Origin of the sequence: Flavobacterium coralii (genome assembly GCF_019891545.1) — a bacterium.
Lineage (GTDB): Bacteria > Bacteroidota > Bacteroidia > Flavobacteriales > Flavobacteriaceae > Flavobacterium > Flavobacterium coralii.
This window is the reverse complement of sequence record NZ_JAHDIU010000004.1, coordinates 186944-206963: the sequence shown is the minus strand read 5'-3', so window position 1 is coordinate 206963 and position 20020 is coordinate 186944. Positions and strand designations below refer to the sequence as shown.

Annotated in this window: 19 protein-coding genes; 9 read left to right on the top strand and 10 right to left on the bottom strand. The window is 41.6% G+C overall.

Annotated elements, in window-relative coordinates; all coding sequences use genetic code 11:
• Positions 1 to 22 precede the first annotated feature (22 nt).
• Entirely contained in the window at positions 23 to 913 is an 891-nt protein-coding gene (locus KJK34_RS08355; RefSeq protein ID WP_223053410.1) for an FKBP-type peptidyl-prolyl cis-trans isomerase, read from the top strand.
• 46 nt (positions 914 to 959) lie between these two features.
• Here the strand turns inward: KJK34_RS08355 and KJK34_RS08350 are convergent, their stop codons facing one another.
• From KJK34_RS08350 to KJK34_RS08335, 4 genes are all read right to left on the bottom strand, one after another.
• The gene (locus tag KJK34_RS08350; RefSeq protein WP_223053409.1) at positions 960 to 1382 is read right to left on the bottom strand and encodes a hypothetical protein; all 423 of its coding nucleotides are present in this window, start codon (positions 1380 to 1382) and stop codon (positions 960 to 962) included.
• Between the two features lie 146 nt (positions 1383 to 1528).
• Entirely contained in the window at positions 1529 to 2482 is a 954-nt protein-coding gene (locus tag KJK34_RS08345) for a transketolase family protein (protein WP_223053408.1), read from the bottom strand.
• A gap of 103 nt (positions 2483 to 2585) precedes the next feature.
• Positions 2586 to 3434, bottom strand: a complete 849-nt coding sequence (locus tag KJK34_RS08340; protein WP_223053407.1) for a transketolase — start codon at positions 3432 to 3434, stop codon at positions 2586 to 2588.
• 94 nt (positions 3435 to 3528) lie between these two features.
• Positions 3529 to 4371, bottom strand: coding sequence for a hypothetical protein (locus KJK34_RS08335; RefSeq protein ID WP_223053406.1), 843 nt, complete (start codon positions 4369 to 4371; stop codon positions 3529 to 3531).
• An 88-nt stretch (positions 4372 to 4459) separates the two neighbouring features.
• Between KJK34_RS08335 and tgt the strand changes: the two genes are divergently transcribed.
• The 5 genes from tgt (at position 4460) to dnaB (ending at position 10331) form a co-directional block, all read left to right on the top strand.
• Complete coding sequence (tgt, locus tag KJK34_RS08330) at positions 4460 to 5590, top strand: tRNA guanosine(34) transglycosylase Tgt (protein ID WP_223053405.1); 1131 nt, start codon at positions 4460 to 4462, stop codon at positions 5588 to 5590.
• 65 nt (positions 5591 to 5655) lie between these two features.
• Positions 5656 to 6732: an LptF/LptG family permease gene (locus KJK34_RS08325; protein ID WP_223053404.1), complete on the top strand. Its 1077-nt coding sequence runs from the start codon at positions 5656 to 5658 to the stop codon at positions 6730 to 6732.
• Positions 6719 to 7603, top strand: coding sequence for a DMT family transporter (locus tag KJK34_RS08320; RefSeq protein ID WP_223053403.1), 885 nt, complete (start codon positions 6719 to 6721; stop codon positions 7601 to 7603). The genes KJK34_RS08325 and KJK34_RS08320 overlap by 14 nt, the downstream gene beginning before the upstream one ends.
• A 79-nt stretch (positions 7604 to 7682) precedes the next feature.
• Positions 7683 to 8636 (top strand): acetyl-CoA carboxylase carboxyltransferase subunit alpha, encoded by a 954-nt coding sequence (locus KJK34_RS08315; RefSeq protein WP_223053402.1) that lies wholly within the window; start codon positions 7683 to 7685, stop codon positions 8634 to 8636.
• 153 nt (positions 8637 to 8789) lie between these two features.
• Positions 8790 to 10331, top strand: a complete 1542-nt coding sequence (gene dnaB / locus KJK34_RS08310) for a replicative DNA helicase (protein ID WP_223053401.1) — start codon at positions 8790 to 8792, stop codon at positions 10329 to 10331.
• A gap of 166 nt (positions 10332 to 10497) precedes the next feature.
• Here the strand turns inward: dnaB and KJK34_RS08305 are convergent, their stop codons facing one another.
• A complete protein-coding gene (locus KJK34_RS08305; protein WP_223053400.1) occupies positions 10498 to 11337 on the bottom strand; it encodes an energy transducer TonB in 840 nt (279 codons plus the stop codon).
• A gap of 152 nt (positions 11338 to 11489) precedes the next feature.
• Here KJK34_RS08305 and KJK34_RS08300 point away from each other — a divergent pair, with 152 nt between their 5' ends.
• Positions 11490 to 11990: a hypothetical protein gene (locus KJK34_RS08300; RefSeq protein WP_223053399.1), complete on the top strand. Its 501-nt coding sequence runs from the start codon at positions 11490 to 11492 to the stop codon at positions 11988 to 11990.
• Here KJK34_RS08300 and lptB read toward each other — a convergent pair.
• From lptB to KJK34_RS08280, 4 genes are read right to left on the bottom strand one after another with little or no spacing between them, the layout of a single operon-like run.
• Positions 11987 to 12772: an LPS export ABC transporter ATP-binding protein gene (lptB, locus tag KJK34_RS08295; RefSeq protein ID WP_223053398.1), complete on the bottom strand. Its 786-nt coding sequence runs from the start codon at positions 12770 to 12772 to the stop codon at positions 11987 to 11989. The two genes, KJK34_RS08300 and lptB, sit on opposite strands and share 4 nt — an antisense overlap.
• Before the next feature lie 12 nt (positions 12773 to 12784).
• Positions 12785 to 13150 (bottom strand): carboxymuconolactone decarboxylase family protein, encoded by a 366-nt coding sequence (locus KJK34_RS08290; protein ID WP_223053397.1) that lies wholly within the window; start codon positions 13148 to 13150, stop codon positions 12785 to 12787.
• Between the two features lie 5 nt (positions 13151 to 13155).
• Positions 13156 to 13974: a twin-arginine translocase subunit TatC gene (tatC, locus tag KJK34_RS08285; RefSeq protein WP_236937614.1), complete on the bottom strand. Its 819-nt coding sequence runs from the start codon at positions 13972 to 13974 to the stop codon at positions 13156 to 13158.
• A gap of 1 nt (position 13975) precedes the next feature.
• Entirely contained in the window at positions 13976 to 14941 is a 966-nt protein-coding gene (locus KJK34_RS08280) for a KpsF/GutQ family sugar-phosphate isomerase (RefSeq protein ID WP_223053396.1), read from the bottom strand.
• Between the two features lie 89 nt (positions 14942 to 15030).
• Here KJK34_RS08280 and recQ point away from each other — a divergent pair, with 89 nt between their 5' ends.
• A complete protein-coding gene (gene recQ, locus KJK34_RS08275; protein WP_223053395.1) occupies positions 15031 to 17226 on the top strand; it encodes a DNA helicase RecQ in 2196 nt (731 codons plus the stop codon).
• 123 nt (positions 17227 to 17349) lie between these two features.
• Here the strand turns inward: recQ and KJK34_RS08270 are convergent, their stop codons facing one another.
• Positions 17350 to 17586 carry a hypothetical protein gene (locus KJK34_RS08270; protein ID WP_223053589.1) on the bottom strand — a complete coding sequence of 79 codons (237 nt, stop codon included), beginning with the start codon at positions 17584 to 17586 and terminating at the stop codon, positions 17350 to 17352.
• A 131-nt stretch (positions 17587 to 17717) separates the two neighbouring features.
• Here KJK34_RS08270 and KJK34_RS08265 point away from each other — a divergent pair, with 131 nt between their 5' ends.
• A complete protein-coding gene (locus tag KJK34_RS08265) occupies positions 17718 to 19991 on the top strand; it encodes a DUF7619 domain-containing protein (RefSeq protein ID WP_223053394.1) in 2274 nt (757 codons plus the stop codon).
• Positions 19992 to 20020 lie beyond the last annotated feature (29 nt).

Genomic DNA, 20020 nt, shown 5'->3' with positions numbered 1-20020 from the left:
GCCATTAAAATAAAAATTAAAAATGAAGAGAAATTTAAGGTATTTAAGCCTTTTAGCAGCCATATTTTTTGTAGCAGCCTGTAAAAATGATGACGATAACTCTATAACGCCGCCAAGGCCTTATGATGAACAGTATGCGGTTGAAAAGCCACTTATAGAAGAATACCTTAAAACACATTATATAGCAAGTGTAGATGCCGACTTTAACGTTCAGATAGATACGCTTACCATACCTGCCGAGCAAACCTCTATATGGGACCAGACAACATACCCGCTGCAAAACAAGCAGGTTAGTATAGACGATGTAGAGATGACACTATATTACCTGGTGCTTAACGAAGGAGTAGGCAAACAGCCTACAAGAGCAGATAATGTACTTGCTGCCTATCGTGGCATGAGGCTGGACGGGACACAATTTGATTACAATCCGTTTCCGCAGACCTATTCTTCGCTTGCCGGAACTATTTTAGGCTGGCAGGAGCTTATGCCACAATTCAGGGGAGGGGAGTATATAGATGAACCCGGTAGCCCTGATCCTGCAAGTTTCCAGAATTACGGTGCCGGGGTTATGTTCCTGCCTTCAGCTTTTGGCTATTATAACTCTGCACAGGTTAATATACCGTCATACTCGCCGCTTATCTTCAGTTTTAAGTTGTTTGATGTTACGTATGCCGACAGTGATGGCGATGGTATCCTGAATAAAGATGAAACTATTGAAGGTGTTGATATTGCCGACTATGATACTGATGGGGATGATATACCGAATTATCTTGATACTGATGATGACGGCGACGGTTATACCACCCGCCAGGAAATTGAAAACCCTTTAACGGGCGAGGCTTATGATTTTGAAGATATACCACCGTGCGAAGGCGGTATAATTAAAAAGCATTTAGATCCTGCCTGTTTTTAATAGAATATAAAAACCGCTCTTTTGAGCGGTTTTTTTCTTTTGATTATTATGGGAATAAAATATAACTTGTAACTGTTTCGCACTGCGTTGTCCCCATGGTTCCTCCTGTAATCCTCACCCTATACTGAAAACAATCGTCTGAAGCGCCTGGCACACCTGTAATTCCATTTGGTATAATTAGTGATGTAGAACTAAAAAAATTATTAATAGGATAGGTTGCTTTACGCAAATTACAGTCAAGGAATTCTAATCTGGCTGTATGCGTATAACTGGTGTTATGAATTAGATTTGGACCATTCCACTCAAAAAGAAGATCCTGGCCTCCATTAGTAAGGCTGCACGTAAGAGTGATTGCGGATGCATTCGTGCATTGGTTTAATAATGTTTCAGAATTAGATGCTTCATTATTAGTGAAACTAACTAATGTAAACGCGGAAAAAATGGCAAGCGCCAAAACTAATTTTTTCATGATATAGTAATTTAAATAGTTAATGAATAACTCAATATACTATATTGCTTTTTAAACTTTGGTTGCTAATCGACAAATCGCATATATACCCGATAAAAAAACCGCTCAAAGAGCGGTTTTCTGTTGTAATGTATATTTTTAGAAACTTACTTCCTCTTTATCACTTTCTCTGCAGCTTCAACAATGGCAGTGTCGTTTAGCTTATACTTTTCCATAAGCTGGTCTGGAGTGCCGCTTTCGCCAAAACTGTCGTTTACAGCCACAAACTCCTGCGGAGCAGGGTTGTTGAGCGCCAGTGTGCGTGCTACGCTTTCGCCAAGCCCGCCCAATATGTTGTGTTCTTCGGCAGTAACCACACAGCCTGTTTTGGCTACCGATTTAAGTATAGCTTCCTCATCAAGCGGCTTTATGGTATGTATGTTTATTACCTCGGCAGATATACCTTTGGCTTCTAATGCCTCGGCAGCTTCCAGTGCTTCCCAAACAAGGTGGCCTGTTGCTATTATGGTAACATCGGTACCTTCGTTTAGCATTACAGCCTTGCCTATTTCAAAAGTTCCGTTCTCCGGTGTAAAGTTAGGTACAGACGGACGACCGAAACGCAGGTAAACAGGGCCGTCATGGTCGGCTATGGCAAGCGTTGCCGCTTTTGTCTGGTTATAGTCGCAGGTGTTGATTACCGTCATACCAGGAAGCATTTTCATCAATCCTATGTCCTCAAGTATCTGGTGGGTTGCACCATCTTCACCAAGCGTTAAGCCGGCGTGAGATGCACATATCTTTACATTTTTACCCGAATAGGCAACCGACTGGCGGATTTGGTCGTAAACCCTACCGGTAGAGAAGTTGGCAAAAGTACCTGTAAAAGGTATTTTTCCACCGATAGTCATACCCGCAGCCATGCCTATCATGTTAGCCTCTGCAATACCCACCTGAAAGAAACGTTCAGGGTGGTTCTTTTTAAAGTCGTCCATTTTAAGCGATCCGATAAGGTCGGCGCAAAGGGCAACAACATTTTCATTCTTCTGGCCTAATTCAGTGAGCCCTGCCCCAAAACCGGAGCGTGTATCTTTATTTCCTGTATTTGTATATTTTTTCATGACTAAAAGCCCCCTATCCCCCGAGGGGGGAACTCCTGCAAGGGGAACAGGTGTTATTATTAAAACAATAAGGTAGGAATGCCCCCTTTGGGGGTCGGGGGGCTTAATAATCCCCTAAAGTTATTTGGTTCTGCTCCATTGCTTTGGCAAGCTGCTCATCGTTTGGCGCTTTACCGTGCCATGCGTGTGTGTGCATCATATAATCTACACCGTTACCCATTTCGGTATGCAACAGTACACAAACCGGCCTTCCTTTGCCTGTACGCGCTTTCGCTTCAAGCATGCCGGCTATAATAGCCTCTATATTGTTGCCAAGTTGTATCTCTACCACATCCCAGCCAAAAGCAAGAAACTTCGCGCCTATACTGCCCATGTTCAGTACTTCGTCGGTAGGGCCGTCAATCTGTTTACCGTTAACATCTATGGTAGCAATAAGGTTATCTACCTTGTAGGCAGAAGCATACATTATAGCTTCCCAATTTTGGCCTTCCTGCAATTCGCCATCGCCGTGCAGGCTGTAAACAAGGTGCTTGTCACCGTTAAGCTTTTTGGTTTGTGCTGCTCCCACAGCCACGCTAAGCCCTTGCCCAAGCGAGCCTGATGCCATACGGATGCCCGGCAGCCCCTCGTGGGTGGTAGGGTGGCCCTGAAGCCTTGAGTCCAGTTTTCTGAAAGTGGCAAGCTCGCTAACCGGGAAGTACCCGCTGCGCGCCAGCACACTGTAAAATACAGGTGAAATGTGCCCGTTAGAAAGGAAAAATATATCCTCATTAATGCCGTCCATATCAAAGCCTTCCTTGCGGTCCATGATGGCCTGGTAAAGGGCAACCATAAATTCGGTACAGCCAAGCGAGCCGCCCGGGTGCCCGGAGTTTACAGCGTGAACCATGCGAAGGATATCCCTTCTTACCTGAATAGCTAAATCGTTAAGTTGTTGTGTGTTAGGTTTCATTCGTAGAAATTAGTTAAACAGGTGCAAAAGTACTTTTAATTTTGATGAGGGGCAAGTTTAATTTTAGCAAGGTGATGAAGAAAGTTAAACAACATCATTTGTCTATTATAGGAATAAGAGTTTGTATATTTATTAATTCCTCGTATATGCTATTTTTAAATTTTTTCATCATTTGTAAGTGCTCTTCAAAACTTTTTTTCCTACTAAGCTCAGGGTGCAAAAGCATGCTATTGGATTTAACAAATGAAAATATACTAAATGCGTGTATTTTTATATCCTGTACTGGGCATATACTTTTTTTCTTCGCTAAGTAGAATGCATTAGTTTTTGATATGATCCAATCATCATTCTCATGTATTGAACTTAATACATCTTCAATATACTTTGAAGTAGCTTTTGCAAAAGTAATAGCTTGTTCTTTTGTAGGTATATATCCTTGATGAACAACATTATTCCTAAAGTGTATGATATCTTGAGCAGGTTTGAAGTCCTTAGAATTATATTTTTGGATTAATGGAGGTAAGACCATTAAATTCTTATAATATAGTGTTACAAATGCTCCATATTGTCTTTCGGACTGCTTTTCGATTAATTTTAGCGCTTCAAGTGATCTGTCAAATTCATCAAAATTCTTACAGTCTAACAATAGCATTATCATGTATTCATGAAATCTTTCGTATGAAGCTGCAAAATTAGTAATGGCTTCTCTGTAGTAATCATCATTTAAAGCGTTAACTCCTAATTCGAATAATATTTCGAATTTGAGATTATCATGTATGAAATGATTCACATGTCCTTTAGGACATGTAAAAGTATAATATGCATTTTCTGTAAGTCCTAATATTTCTGAATGAGGATTTGGAGCAATGTGTCCTCTCCCTTTTTCATCTTTAATAATAGTATGACACTGGACGCAAGAGAGTTTATTAATATTCATTCTTTTGTTATTTAATAATTTATAAATATAAGCTTTTATCTAAAATCATAAATCTAAAACCTATCTTTGCAGGCTGTAAAAGAGCGACATGAAATTTGACCTGATTACCAAAGACCCGCAAACCAAAGCCAGGGCAGGGGAGATAACAACCGACCACGGTACTATACAAACCCCGATATTTATGCCGGTGGGCACGGTGGCATCTGTTAAGGGTGTGCACCAGCGCGAACTGAAAGACGACATTAACCCCGATATTATACTGGGGAATACCTACCACTTATACCTGCGCCCGCAAACCGATATACTGGAAAAGGCAGGCGGCCTGCACAAGTTCATGAATTGGGACCGCAATATCCTTACCGATAGTGGCGGCTACCAGGTGTACTCGCTTTCAGCTAACCGAAAGATAAAGGAAGAAGGAGTTAAGTTCAAATCGCATATCGATGGTTCGTACCATTTCTTTTCGCCGGAGAGTGTAATGGAAATTCAGCGTACCATTGGTGCCGATATTATTATGGCTTTTGATGAGTGTACGCCTTACCCATGCGACTACCGCTATGCAAAGCGCAGTATGCACATGACGCACCGCTGGCTGGACAGGTGCATTGCCCACCTTGATAAACTGCCGTTTAAATATGGCTACAGCCAGGCGTTCTTCCCCATAGTGCAGGGGAGTACCTATACCGACCTCCGTAAAGAATCGGCTGAATATATTGCCAATGCCGGTGCTGTGGGTAATGCCATTGGCGGGCTTTCTGTTGGCGAACCTGCCGAAGAAATGTATGCTATGACCGATGTGGTTTGCAGCATTTTACCTGAAGATAAACCGCGTTACCTTATGGGTGTGGGCACGCCAATCAATATTTTAGAGAATATTGCGTTAGGTGTAGATATGTTTGACTGTGTGATGCCTACGCGAAATGCCCGTAACGGCATGCTGTTTACAGCTAACGGGACTATCAACATCAAGAATAAAAAATGGGAAGCCGATTTTTCTCCGATAGATGAAATGGGCATAACCTTTGTTGATACTGAATATACCAAAGCTTACCTGAGGCACTTGTTTGCCTCTAACGAATATCTTGGCAAGCAGATAGCTACTATCCATAATTTAGGTTTTTATATGTGGTTGGTTCGTGAGGCAAGAAAGCATATCTTAGCGGGAGATTTCCGCGAGTGGAAAGAAATGATGGTACGCAACATGAGCCAGAGGCTTTAATCATTTTAGATTTATGATTTTAGATTTCAGATTTTAAACCTGAAACCTGAAACCCTGAACAAAGCATGAAACTAATAGACTGGTATATTCTGAAACGCTACCTGGCAACATTTTTTGTAATGCTGCTGCTGTTTATCCCTATTGGTATAGTGATAGATGTTTCAGAGAAGATAAATAAAATTCTCGCTAAAAAGGTGCCGTTCCTCCAGGTTATGGAGTATTATGGCGACTTTACTATTTACTTTGCCAACCTGTTGTTCCCTATATTCCTGTTCCTTTCGGTTATATGGTTTACCAGTAAACTTGCCAATAATACAGAAATCATCGCCATATTAAGTTCGGGCATCTCCTTTACCCGCTTTTTAAGACCCTATATTATGGGGGCTACGTTTATATCGTTGCTGGCACTTGTAATGGGATTCTTTTTTGTGCCGAAGGCCAGTAAGGGGTTTAACGATTTTAGGTACACTTATTTAAAGAGTAATCCTGAAATAAGACAGAACCAGGATGTATATAAGCAGATAAGCGACGACGAGTATATCTATGTAAGCAGTTTTAACCATGTGCAAAAGCGCGGTTACAATTTTAACCTTGAAAAGTTTAATGGCAACCAGCTTGAGTATAAAATAAATGCAGGCTCTATAACCTGGAATGAAGCCGACAGTACCTACACGCTTGCAGGCTACTCTAAGCGTACTGTAGGGAAAATGGGCGATGTGCTGGAGTCGGCACCGGAAAAAAAGTTCAAGTTCAATTTTGTGCCGGATGATCTTACACCGGTAATTTACATAGCCGAAACCATGACGCTTGGCGAGCTTAACAATTTTATAGACAAAGAAAGGGCACGCGGTTCGGGTAACATCAATACCTATCTTGTTGTTAAATATAAAAAATACAGCATACCCGTTTCGGCCTTTATATTAACCATAATTGCCGTTGCGGTATCAAGTATGAAACGCCGCGGGGGTATGGGGGTAAACCTTGCTATGGGCATTAGCCTTGCATTTGTTTACATTTTCTTTGATAAGGTTTTCGGTACTATGGCCGAAAAATCGAGTATCAATCCGCTTATAGCGGTATGGCTACCCAACATAGTTTTCGGAATTTTAGCAATCTTCCTGCTTCGAAATGCTAAGCGATAATATTAAAAGTTACATACACCTCCATTTCATAGTCTTTATCTGGGGGTTCACAGCGGTATTAGGCGCACTCATTACGCTCGATGCTTTTCCGCTGGTGTGGTTCCGCATGTCTATAGCAGTACTTATAATACTGCTGTACGCATTCATTAAAAAGCTGCCGTTAAAGCTTAATGGCAAAACAGCTGCAATACTGCTGGTGGCGGGGCTCATAATAGCCCTGCACTGGGTTACCTTCTTTAAGGCTATAAAAGTCTCGAATGTTTCGGTAACGCTGGCATGCCTCAGTACCGGTGCGTTTTTTACTTCGCTGCTTGAGCCTATTTTCTACAAACGCAGGGTGGTGGGATATGAAGTGCTGTTCGGGGTTTTTGTAGTTGCGGGGCTATACCTCATTTTTCATTTTGAAGGCGATTACACCTATGGAATTGTATTGGCACTAACCTCTGCTTTTTTATCGGCAAGTTTTTCTATAATTAACGGTAAGCTCGCACACAAGTACAATCCAACCGTTATATCTTTTTACGAACTCTCGGGTGGAGTGCTGTTTCTTTCAATTTACCTTTTGTTTACGGGCAGTTTTAGTGCTTCATTCTTTATAATTCCGGCAACCGACTGGATATGGCTGTTTGCATTGGGGTCTTTTTGTACTGCTTATGCCTTTATTGCATCGGTACAGGTAATGAAGTTTTTATCACCATATACGGTAATGCTTACTATTAATATGGAGCCTGTATATGGCATTATACTGGCACTGCTTGTTTTTAATGAAAAAGAGAAAATGAGCTGGACATTTTATGTTGGTGCAGCCATAATTATTACCACGGTGATTTTGAATGGGATACTGAAAAAATACACTAAAAAGGCAAAGTAATTAAATGCTTTTTTGCTTTTATCTGAACTTAAACTTTTATCTTTGTAGTTCGAACCAAAAGCAAAATGCTGCTTAAACTATGGAATATTTAGATTTTGAACTCCCTATTAAAGAGCTGGAAGACCAGCTTGATAAGTGTACGATAATAGGCCAGGAATCGGATGTTGATGTATCCAATACCTGCAAGCAGATTGAGAAAAAGCTCGAAGAAACCAAGAAAAAGATTTACAAAAACCTTACTGCATGGCAAAGGGTTCAGCTGTCAAGGCACCCTAACCGTCCTTATACTATGGACCATGTAAGGGCGCTGATGGGCGATACCTTCCTTGAGCTGTTTGGCGACAGGGGTTTTAAAGATGATAAAGCCATGATTGGCGGTCTTGGTAAAATAGGCGGACAAAGCTTTATGGTTGTGGGCCAGCAAAAAGGCTATAACACCAAAACAAGGCAGTACCGCAACTTTGGTATGGCAAACCCCGAAGGTTACAGGAAAGCCCTGCGCCTTATGAAGATGGCCGAAAAATTCGGCATACCGGTAATTACGCTTGTTGATACCCCCGGCGCTTATCCCGGCCTTGAAGCGGAAGAACGCGGACAGGGTGAGGCCATTGCAAGGAATATCTTTGAAATGGTTCGCCTAAAAACTCCAATTATAACCATTGTAATTGGAGAAGGTGCATCAGGCGGGGCACTTGGTATAGGTGTTGGTGATAAAGTATTTATGCTCGAGAACACATGGTATTCTGTTATATCACCGGAATCGTGCTCATCAATCCTTTGGAGGAGCTGGGAGTATAAAGAGCAGGCTGCCGAAGCGCTGAAGCTTACCGCGCAGGACATGAAAAAACAAAAACTGATAGACGACATCATTCCTGAACCGCTTGGAGGCGCCCACTATGACAGGGAAACCACCTTCAGGAATGTTGAAGAATATATTATGAAAGCCTATAATGAACTTAAAGACTTATCAACAAATGAGCTTTTAGCGAAAAGGATGAATAAGTACCTGAATATGGGCGAATTTAAGGAATAATGAGCCTTTTTGGCTAAATACATCCGAAGCCCCTATGCTTCGGATTTTTTTTGACATATCAACAACAGCAACACACGTTATAAACATTTTATGAACAGGCTGTTCTTAACAATTACTTAATACCGCCCGTTCAAATTTGTTTACATTAGCACTATGGAAAATATCAGGAATATAAACCCGGTTAAAGTTGATAAATCTACAATTATCAACTTAGAGAAAGGCAAGCTGCCACCGCAGGCCCTCGATTTAGAGGAGGCTGTGCTTGGCGCCATGATGATAGATAAAAAAGGGGTTGATGAGGTTATTGATATTCTTCAGCCGGATGCTTTTTACAAAGATGCCCATAAGTATATTTTTGAGGCAATTGTCCAGCTTTTTAACGACACCCAGCCGATTGACTTATTAACAGTTTCGGCACAGCTTAAAAAGAACGGTAAGCTTGAAATGAGTGGTGGCGATTTTTACCTTATCCAGCTCACACAGAAAATATCATCTTCGGCGCACATAGAGTTTCATTCGCGAATTATACTGCAAAAGTTTATACAGCGCAGCCTTATAAAGATTTCGAGTGAAATTATCGAAGAGTCGTATGATGAAACCACAGATGTATTCGACCTGCTGGACAAAGCCGAATCAAAGCTGTACGAAGTTACGCAGGGTAACATTAAGCGTAGCTCAGAAACGGCTCAAAGCCTTGTAATACAGGCTAAGAAGCGTATTGAGGAAATAGCCAATAAAGAAGGGCTTAGCGGTATAGCAACAGGTTTTAACGACCTTGATAAGCTTACTTCGGGATGGCAGCCAAGCGACCTTATCATTATAGCGGCAAGGCCGGGTATGGGTAAAACAGCTTTTGTACTTTCTATGGCACGAAATATAGCTATAGATTTTGGGCACCCCGTTGCTGTTTTTTCACTTGAAATGTCATCGGTACAGCTTATCACAAGGCTGATATCAAGCGAAACAGGGCTTTCATCTGAAAAACTCCGTACAGGTAAGCTCGAAAAGCACGAATGGGAGCAGTTGAGTATTAAAGTGAAGGATCTTGAGCGCGCACCATTATTTATAGATGATACCCCGTCTTTATCCATATTTGATTTACGTGCAAAAGCAAGGAGGCTATCCTCACAGTACGGAATCAAGATGATTATTATTGACTACCTGCAGCTGATGACAGCCGGCGGTGGCGGTAAAAACGGAGGTAACAGGGAGCAGGAAATTTCAACTATTTCCCGTAACCTTAAAGCACTTGCAAAAGAACTTAACGTGCCGGTAATTGCACTGTCGCAGCTATCACGTGCAGTTGAAACACGTGGTTCCAGTAAAAGACCATTACTCTCTGACCTTAGGGAATCAGGAGCGATTGAGCAGGATGCAGATATCGTGTCATTTATTTACCGTCCTGAATACTATAAGATAGATGAATGGGATGATGAGGAGCGTTCACCTACACAGGGGCAGGCAGAGTTTATCGTTGCTAAGCACCGTAATGGCGGGCTCGATAACATCAGGCTTAAGTTTATCGGCAGCCTTGGTAAGTTTGATAACCTTGACGATTTTGGCTCTCCTTTTGACGAACTGCCATCAAGCATGAACGATAATGCCCAGTTTATAAAGAACCTGCCTTCTGCTAATGATGCCTTTGGCAGCAACATGAACAGCAGCAGTAATGATGATGATGATGTACCATTTTAATAAAATACACCCTTAACAAAATAGTGAGATGAAGAACAATTTACAGGAACTGACAGAAGAGATTAAAGAAATGATTGTATGTGGTGCTGAGGTTGTATTGCCTGAGTAAATCACATATGCATTAAAAACACTAAAGGCTCCAATTCAGGAGCCTTTAGTGTTTTTATTATCTTACATTTATGGTTATAGGTAAATTATAAGCTGTCCTTACGGGCTTTCCGCGAAGTTTGCCAGGCTTCCAGTGCGTTTTTATCGATTTTAAAACCCTGATAGCTTCTTTACCTGCGCCATAACCCGGGTCGCGTACAACCTTTATGTTACTCATGCTGCCGTCTTTCTCTACAACAAAAGATACAAACACCTTTATAGTAGTACTGGTGCCAATTTCGGGTACGTTAAATGCATCACCTACTTTTTTATAAAACTTTTCCAGCCCTCCCGGAAACATAGGTGCTTCATCAAGCGCTACATCCGCATGCACAGTATTATCATCCTCACCATCTGTCGTGCCTGTGCCTTCTCCGCCGGTCGAGCTTGTAACACCTGTACTAAAGTCATTACTGCCGTCTCCTGGGCTTGTAGTGCTGCCCACGTTACTTTGTTGCAGTGTGGCTTGTGTCGGCACCGGCTCTACTATTGGAGCAGAAGTAGGCTGTAAAGGCCTGAATGCTACCGTTTGTGAAGGCTCTTTAGGAGCTGGTGCTGCCTGTTGCTGTTGCTCAATCGGTTTAGGCTCTTCAGTTACTAATTTTTCTACCGGTATAACAATATCTGTTAGCTCTATATCTTTATCAAGCGGTACATTATCGGCAACAGGTGCCGGGATGAAATAATTTATAGCAGCAGGTATGCCCATTAATGATAGCAGCAGGGCAATACCTGTAATGAGTGCAAATACCGTTGTTTTAGATTCTTCCATACGCAGTTTATAGGCTCCGTAAGCTTTATTGCGTCCCTCAAAAACAAGGTCTATCCATCCCTGATCGAAAACACTGACTTTTGACATAATAAGATGATTTTGTTGGTTATTAATGAAATATATCACTATAACGGTTTCGTAATTAGAATTAGTATAAATAAATTCTTAAAAATCAAGTTTTACAGAAAGAGCATGTTTGTTGGATTTAATTTATATTTGAATAAATTAAGATTAAAAAAATGCAGATTAAAAGATTAAAAATTGAGATTGCTTTAATTATACTATTGTGGATAAGTATCACTTTTTCAGTAATTTTTAATCCACATTATTCTCTTCAGTTTATTTTAGGAATTTTAGGAGCTGTAACAGCAACTGTTTCATTGAGATATTACAATAAGTTCACTATAGTAATAGTAGTACTTATCTTAGCGTTATTATCATTTGGCTTGATAGTAGTTTCAACAGTATTTGATATAATGTTCGGATCTGTCAGTATTATACCGTTTCTCTTGCTATTAATGCTCTTGCTGGTTCGTTACCACGAGCTGAAGGAATTATTTACAGGAAACGATAAAGCTGTAGAGAATTTATCCGAGAATAGTAATGTTGATTTTTTCAGGAAGCAATTCAAAAACCTCTCCTTAAAGCAAATACAAAGCAAACTCGATAACGAGAATATTGTTCCAGATGCTAAAATAGCACTGAAAGAATTATTGGAAGAAAAACAAACAAATAATTAAAAATTCTCTTCGTCCGGTACGTTAGATGGCTGGTTTCGTTGCTGAAAATCAAGTTTCTTTTTACGGAGCTCAAAGTTTTGCCCAAGGTAAACTTTTCGTACCATTTCATCCTGCACCAGTTCTTCGGGTATGCCGGCTTTTAAGATACCGCCTTCAAACATAAGGTAGGTTTTATCGGTAATAGCAAGCGTTTCCTGTACGTTGTGGTCGGTTATAAGTATGCCTATGTTTTTATCTTTAAGCTGTGCCACAATACGCTGTATATCTTCCACCGCTACCGGGTCAACGCCCGCAAAAGGTTCGTCAAGGAGTATAAATTTAGGGTCGGTAGCCAGTGCACGTGCAATCTCGGTACGGCGTCTTTCGCCACCCGATAACAGGTCGCCACGGTTAGTACGGATATGGTTTAGCGAGAATTCATCAATAAGCGATTCCATTTTGGCTTCCTGCTCTTTTTTAGATAATTTAGTCAGCTGCAATACGCTAAGTATATTATCTTCTATACTCAGTTTCCTAAACACGGAAGCTTCCTGCGCAAGATAGCCAATACCGTGCTGAGCCCTTTTGTACATTGGGAAATCAGTGATTTCCATATCATCAAGGTAAATGTTACCACTATTAGGCTTTACAAGCCCTACAATCATGTAAAAAGAAGTGGTTTTACCGGCACCGTTAGGGCCAAGCAGTCCTACAATCTCTCCCTGCCTTACCTCTACCGATATGCCTTTTACAACACTACGGCCTTTATATGTCTTAACTAAGTTATCAGCTCTTAAAATCATTATCCTGTTGTTTTATTCGGCATTGCCGGCACCGTAGTGGCTTTCCAGTGCTTCCCAAAATTCATAAGCACGCCTTAAATGCGGTATTACAATTGTACCGCCCACAAGTGTTGCAATTCCCAGTGCTTCTACTACCTGCTCTTTGGTTAATCCTTCTTTGTAGCTGGTTTCCAGATGATACTTAATGCAATCGTCGCAGCGCAGTACTGCCGAAGCCACAAGGCCAAGCAGTTCTTTTGTTTTAACATCAAGCGCACCCTCCATATAGGCATTGGTGTCAAGGTTAAAGATACGCTTAATAATCTTATTATTATCCGCCAGCAACTTGTCGTTCATCCTGCTGCGGTAATCGTTAAAGTCCTGTACAAGGTCTGCCATAATTCTTAAGATGTTTTAGGTGTGCGGTTCATTCTCGATGCAATAAGTATGCTCATTTCATACAGTATAACCAACGGTATGGTTACAATCAACTGGCTAACTACATCCGGCGGGGTAACCACAGCAGCAATTACAAGCATAATAACGTATGCATACCTCCTGAAATTGCGCATGGTTGCAGCAGTAACCAGCCCAAGCTTGGAAAGGAAGTACATTACTATGGGCAGTTCAAAAACGAGCCCGCAGGAAATAGCAGTGGTTTTTATCACGCTTATATATGACTGAAGGTCTATATCATTTTTTACGATACTGCTAATGCGGTAGTTGCCCAAAAAGTTAAGTGAAAGTGGGGTGATAAGGTAGTACCCGAACAGTACTCCTAAAAAGAATAATATGGATGTTGAGAACAGAAATGCAATGGCATACTTACGCTCATTGTCATATAGCGCCGGTCTTATAAATTTCCAGAACTCCCAAAGTATAAAAGGGAAGGCAAGTATAAAACCTGCGGTTACAGCCGTCCATAAATCGGTGCTGAACTGCCCGTCGAGCGTGCGGCTTTGTATTTCGAACGGCAGCTCATCCATACAAAAGCTTTTGTCAAGGTCATATTTTGTAGCTATATCGCAAAAAATACGATAGGTAATAAAGTCGCCGCTTTTGGGTGCAAATATAATTTCATCAAATATAAAGTCGCTGAAGCTGTAGGCAACAAGGCCGCCAATAACAATGGCAATTGTGCTTCTTATCAGTAACCACCTCAGTTCTTCAAGGTGATCCATAAACGACATATCACCGGCTTCTTTCTTTACTCTTTTTGCCATGTTATACTATTCCTTCTTTTAATATATCGTGCAGGTGCAGTATGCCTTTATATTCGCCCTCATCTGCCACTACAAGTTGCGTAATGGCAAAGTTCTCCATCCGGTTAAGTGCATCTGTTGCAAGGTCTGTGGTACGAATGGTTTTTGGGTTGGCTGTCATAATATCAGCAGCCGTTACACCCGCAATATTATCACGGTCGTTAAGCATCCTCCTTATGTCGCCATCCGTTATAATACCTACTATTCTATTATCTTCTACAACCGCCGTAACGCCAAGCCTTTTTTCACTAATCTCCACAATTGCCTTTTTAATGCTGCAGTCAGGGGTTACCTGTGGCTTATGGGTATCATCAAGCATATCGCCCACACGAAGCAGCAGCTTTTTACCCAGCGCACCACCGGGGTGGTACTTAGCAAAATCTTCGGCTGTAAAGCCACGCATTTCCATCAGGCATACCGCAAGGGCATCGCCCATTACAAGCTGTGCCGTTGTGCTGTTGGTAGGCGCAAGGTTGTTTGGGCAGGCCTCATTATCAACATACGCATGCATTACAAAATCGGATTCTTTCGCAAGGAAAGAATTTTTGTTGGCTGTCATGCCAATAAGTATGTTGCCGTAGCGTTTTAATAACGGAGCCAGCACTTTAATCTCGGGGCTGTTGCCGCTTTTAGAGATGCATATTACCACATCTCCGGGCTGAACTATACCAAGGTCGCCGTGAATGGCTTCTGCTGCGTGCAGGAATAACGAAGGTGTTCCGGTAGAGTTAAGTGTGGCAACAATTTTAGAGGCAATAATGGCGCTTTTGCCTATGCCTGTTACCACAACCCTGCCTTTTGTGTTGTAAACAGTTTGCACCGCACTGGCAAAATCGTTGTCAAGATACTGGGTAAGGGCGGCAATGCTCTCGCTTTCAGAAAGTATGGTTTTTTTGGCGGAAGCCAGTATGGAGTCGGTATTTATCAAACTTTATACGTGTTTAAAAAGTTGCGGGTATTAAAGATTTTTGTATCTTTAGGTTCTGCAAATTTATGTAAATATAGGATTAATAAATAATGAAATCAACCGAAATTGACTTACACAAAGAGTTAAAAAAATATTTTGGTTTTAACAATTTCAAAGGCCTCCAGGAAGATGTTGTTCGCAGTATAATTTCGGGCCGCAATACCTTTGTGATAATGCCTACAGGCGGTGGTAAGTCTTTATGTTACCAGTTGCCCGCGCTCGTTTTAGAAGGTACCGCAATTGTGGTGTCTCCGCTTATAGCGCTAATGAAAAACCAGGTTGATGCCATACGCAGCCTTTCGTCAGAAAACGGTGTGGCACACGTGCTTAACTCATCGCTTACCAAAACCGAGGTTAACCAGGTTAAAAACGATATTACATCGGGTATAACCAAACTTTTATATGTAGCACCCGAATCGCTTACCAAAGAAGAATATGTAAATTTCCTGAAAGGTGTTCCGCTTTCTTTTGTTGCGATAGACGAAGCGCATTGTATATCTGAGTGGGGGCATGATTTCCGCCCGGAGTACCGCAACCTGCGCAGTATTATAAAACAACTGGGGGATGTACCAATAATCGGCCTTACAGCTACCGCTACCCCAAAGGTGCAGGAAGATATACTTAAAAATCTTGATATGACCGATGCCGATGTATATAAGGCATCGTTTAACAGGCCGAACCTGTATTATGAGGTACGTACCAAGACAAAAAACGTAGAATCAGACATTATACGCTTCATCCGCCAGCATAAGGGCAAATCAGGTGTAATATACTGCCTTAGCCGTAAAAAGGTGGAGGAGATAGCACAGGTATTGCAGGTAAACGGCATTAGTGCCGTGCCTTACCACGCAGGGCTTGATGCTAAAACAAGGGCAAAGCACCAGGATATGTTCCTGATGGAAGATGTAGATGTGGTAGTGGCTACTATTGCTTTTGGTATGGGTATAGATAAACCTGATGTAAGGTTTGTAATACACCACGATATACCAAAATCATTAGAAAGCTACTATCAGGAAACAGGCCGTGCAGGCCGCGATGGCGGAGAAGGGCATTGCCTTGCTTATTATTCTTATAAAGATATAGAGAAGCTCGAAAAGTTTATGAGCGGCAAGCCGATAGCTGAGCAGGAAATAGGGTATGCATTATTACAGGAGGTGGTGGCCTATGCCGAAACCTCTATGTCTCGCAGAAAGTTCCTGCTGCACTATTTTGGTGAAGAGTTTGACGAGGAGACAGGAGAGGGCGCTGATATGGATGACAACGTGCGTAATCCTAAAAAGAAGGTGGAAGCCAAAGACGAAGTGGTTATGCTGCTTGAAACCGTCAGGGATACCCGCCAGTTGTATAAAGCAAAAGAAATTATTTTTACCCTTATTGGTAAGGTAAACGCGGTAATAAAATCGCATAAAACTGACGCCCAGCCATTTTTTGGAAAAGGTGCCGCTCACGATGAAAAATACTGGATGGCACTGCTAAGGCAGGTGCTTGTAGAAGGTTATCTCTCTAAAGATATAGAATCTTACGGCGTTATCAAACTTACCGGTAAAGGTGAATCATTTATATCATCGCCGGTGTCGTTCATGATGAGCGAAGACCATGACTATAATGAAAATGATGAGGAAACAACTGTTACGGCATCCAAATCATCAGGCACATCTGATGAGGTGCTTACAGGTATGCTGAGAGACCTTCGTAAAAAAGTGGCAAAAAAACTCGGAGTACCGCCATTTGTGGTTTTTCAGGACCCGTCGCTGGAAGATATGGCGCTTAAGTACCCTACCAGCGTAGAGGAGCTAAGCGGCGTTCACGGTGTAGGCGAGGGCAAGGCAAAGAAATACGGTAAAGAGTTTGTTGACCTGATTGCCCGTTATGTAGAAGATAACGATATTGTAAGGCCGGACGATCTTGTGGTGAAATCAACAGGGGCTAACTCGGGGCTTAAGCTGTATATTATACAGAATATAGACCGCAAGCTGCCGCTTAATGATATTGCGAGGGCTAAAGGGCTTGATATGGATGCCCTGCTTAAAGAAATGGAGCAGATAGTATATTCAGGCACGCGCCTTAATATAAAATACTGGATAGACGAAATACTGGATGACGACCAGCAGGAAGAAATACACGATTATTTCATGGAGTCGGAATCTGATAATATAAAAGATGCCCTTAAAGAGTTTGACGGCGATTATGATACCGAAGAGCTAAGGCTGATGCGTATTAAGTTTATTAGCGAGGTGGCGAATTAATTATAGTATACAGTATTCCGCTTACAGTTAACAGATAAAAGAAACCTGCATTTTGCAGGTTTTTTTCTGTCTGCTGTTTACTGCTACTGTTTTCTGATTCCCCCTTTGGGGGTTAGGGGGCTTTTAAGAGGCTACTTCCCCTCTGTGCGGTTTTAGTGCATCGCGCACGGTTATCATGTGTTCATCTGTTACCACCATCCAAGCGGTAGCATGCATATCATTGATGATATCAAATCCGGTAATATTCAGTGGCAGCTTTTCAATAGCGATATACTCTTTTAAATGTTTTTCGTGGTGCTCGGCTGTCTTTGCTGCTGCAGGCCCCCTAAAATCCCATATCAGTTTTATTTTTCTCATAATTATTTCAGCTTAAGACAAAAGTAACGTTTGCCGCTCGTTAATTCTTCTTTGTTCGTTAACTTTCAATCGCAAATAAATAGCAAAATTAGCTTTATATTAGCTGCTGTAAAATCTATCTCAACAAATTGTCTATGAAAATAAAATTACTTCTTTCACTCATTTTAATAGGCGGTATAGCTGCTAATGCACAAAATGTTGATATTCCCGATACAGCATTTAAACAGTTTTTATTAGAAGCATCGGGTACAGATGCAGAGGGTAACCCTGTAGTTATAGATGCCAATGATGATAACGAAATACAAATTGAAGAAGCGGAAGCAGTCTGGGAATTAACCATAACCGGAGAAATGGCTTCTATAACGGGTATAGAGGCTTTTACCAATTTGCGCAGCCTGTTTTTTGAATATTGTAATGCACTCAATACAACAATTGAACTGACCGCACTTACAAACCTTGAAGACCTTACTTTTATAAATGCAGGTGCAGCAGCAGGTGTAAACATCTTAAACATACAAGGGCTTTCAGCGCTTGAGAGTTTGACCATTGCTGATAGTTTTTTTGTTAACGAAGCTCTTGATGTTACCGGGTTAACGGGCTTAAAAAGCCTTGTGCTGGCAAATACGGCTATAGATGCAATAGACTTTTTGCAGTTGACAGGTTTAGAAACATTGAACATTACAAGTGTGCCAGTTGCGGAGTATAACCTGACGGCTTGTGCGGGTTTGCAATATGTAGCCATTAATAATTCGCCGGTAGCACCTGTAGTAATTTTTGATGAAAAGCCTGTACTCACGTATATTGATATTACGGGACACACCGAAGGGCCTTCGGAGCTTGATTTAAGCGGATGCACTATGCTCGAGTCGCTATTGCTTGATTTTAATTTGGCATCCGGCCCAAAATACCTGAATCTTAAAAACGGCGTTGAAGCATATAACTCACTGAATCTTGACCTCGAATCGGATGCGGAGAACCCGCTGTATGTTTGCATTGACGAGGGCAATGAAATCTTACTACCCGAGCCGAATGAATTTAATACCCACATGTTTACAAGCAGCTATTGTTCATTTGCGCCGGGCGGGGCTAAAAATGCTATTACAGGAGTATTTTCTTTTGATGCCGACAGTAACGGTTGTGATGAGGCAGATGGCGTTACAGGTATTACAGGTATAGGCATGGCAGGTGGTGCTGATGGCAGTAATACCTTTAGCAGTACGCAGGGGGGCTATGTGTTTTTTACAGGCGCAGGTAATTTTATTGTTACACCCCAATTGGAGAACCAGGAGTGGTTTACACTTACACCAAATGAGGCTACAATTACTTTTGATGAAGAGAACAGCAGTATTACCCAACAGGATTTTTGCGTAGCCGCAAACGGCACCCATACCGATGTAGAGGTAGTTGTTTATCCTGTAGGTGATGCAGTGCCCGGTTCTAATGCCACCTACCGTGTAGTATGCAGGAACAAAGGCAACCAGGTTGTATCAGGTCATTTTACGCTTACGTATGATGCTGATATTTTCGATTTCGTACAGTCTAATATCCCGCTTAGCGCCTCTCCCGGTTCTATAACATGGGACTATACTGATTTGCAGCCCTTTCAGTCGAGAAGTGTATTTGCAACGTTAAGCCTTAACAGCCCTGCTGATGAGCCTGCCGTTAATGCAGGGGATGAGATTACCTTCAGCGTTAGCCAGGCGCCTGTTGCAGGAGATGAAACCATAGAAGATAATAACTTTACTTTTAAACAGGTAGTGGCAGACGTATATGACCCTTTAGAGATTACCTGCCTGCAGGGAGATTTTGAACATATAAGCAGGATAGGGGAGTACCTGTATTATAGCGTAAACTTCCAGAATACGGGAACAACTTCTGCCGGATTTGTTATGATAAAAAATAGCATTAATCCCGAACAGTTTGATATCAGCTCGCTGCAACTGATGTATGCAAGCCACACCGTACAGACCAGGATTAAAGGTAACGAGGCAGAGTTTTATTTCGGCGATATAAACCTTCCGGTAAATGGTAAAGGCAGCCTGCTGTTTAAAATAAAAACAGTAAGCACATTGCAGGAAAATGACGTCGTAATGCAGCAGTCGTCTGTTTATTTTGATTATAATGCTCCTGTACAGACAAACGAAGCACAAACGGCTTTTACAGCGCTAAGTACACCTGATTTTGAAGTAAATAATGATGTGCTGCTTTACCCTAACCCTGCAACAGATGTTGTAAATATAGAAACGCAACATACTGTACTACAGGCAGAGCTTTATGATGCGCAGGGCAGGCTTTTATATTCGGGTCAGTCGTCTGTTTTAGATGTTTCAGCGAGGCAGTCCGGTCTGTATTTTGTGAAAATTACTACTGAAAAAGGCAGTAGTGTACTGAAACTGGTTAAGCAATAAACTTTTAAATTTTATCCTAAAAAGGATAA

Bases quoted from the DNA above. Each gene is read 5' to 3' on its own strand.
- KJK34_RS08355 (WP_223053410.1), top strand. From the start codon at position 23: ATGAAGAGAAATTTAAGGTATTTAAGCCTTTTAGCAGCCATATTTTTT.
- KJK34_RS08325 (WP_223053404.1), top strand. From the start codon at position 5,656: ATGAAACTAATAGACTGGTATATTCTGAAACGCTACCTGGCAACATTT.
- KJK34_RS08300 (WP_223053399.1), top strand. From the start codon at position 11,490: ATGCAGATTAAAAGATTAAAAATTGAGATTGCTTTAATTATACTATTG.
- tatC (WP_236937614.1), bottom strand. From the start codon at position 13,974: ATGGCAAAAAGAGTAAAGAAAGAAGCCGGTGATATGTCGTTTATGGAT.
- KJK34_RS08320 (WP_223053403.1), top strand. From the start codon at position 6,719: ATGCTAAGCGATAATATTAAAAGTTACATACACCTCCATTTCATAGTC.
- KJK34_RS08345 (WP_223053408.1), bottom strand. From the start codon at position 2,482: ATGAAAAAATATACAAATACAGGAAATAAAGATACACGCTCCGGTTTT.
- KJK34_RS08350 (WP_223053409.1), bottom strand. From the start codon at position 1,382: ATGAAAAAATTAGTTTTGGCGCTTGCCATTTTTTCCGCGTTTACATTA.
- tgt (WP_223053405.1), top strand. From the start codon at position 4,460: ATGAAATTTGACCTGATTACCAAAGACCCGCAAACCAAAGCCAGGGCA.
- dnaB (WP_223053401.1), top strand. From the start codon at position 8,790: ATGGAAAATATCAGGAATATAAACCCGGTTAAAGTTGATAAATCTACA.
- lptB (WP_223053398.1), bottom strand. From the start codon at position 12,772: ATGATTTTAAGAGCTGATAACTTAGTTAAGACATATAAAGGCCGTAGT.
- KJK34_RS08305 (WP_223053400.1), bottom strand. From the start codon at position 11,337: ATGTCAAAAGTCAGTGTTTTCGATCAGGGATGGATAGACCTTGTTTTT.
- KJK34_RS08315 (WP_223053402.1), top strand. From the start codon at position 7,683: ATGGAATATTTAGATTTTGAACTCCCTATTAAAGAGCTGGAAGACCAG.
- recQ (WP_223053395.1), top strand. From the start codon at position 15,031: ATGAAATCAACCGAAATTGACTTACACAAAGAGTTAAAAAAATATTTT.
- KJK34_RS08265 (WP_223053394.1), top strand. From the start codon at position 17,718: ATGAAAATAAAATTACTTCTTTCACTCATTTTAATAGGCGGTATAGCT.
- KJK34_RS08340 (WP_223053407.1), bottom strand. From the start codon at position 3,434: ATGAAACCTAACACACAACAACTTAACGATTTAGCTATTCAGGTAAGA.
- KJK34_RS08290 (WP_223053397.1), bottom strand. From the start codon at position 13,150: ATGGCAGACCTTGTACAGGACTTTAACGATTACCGCAGCAGGATGAAC.
- KJK34_RS08335 (WP_223053406.1), bottom strand. From the start codon at position 4,371: ATGAATATTAATAAACTCTCTTGCGTCCAGTGTCATACTATTATTAAA.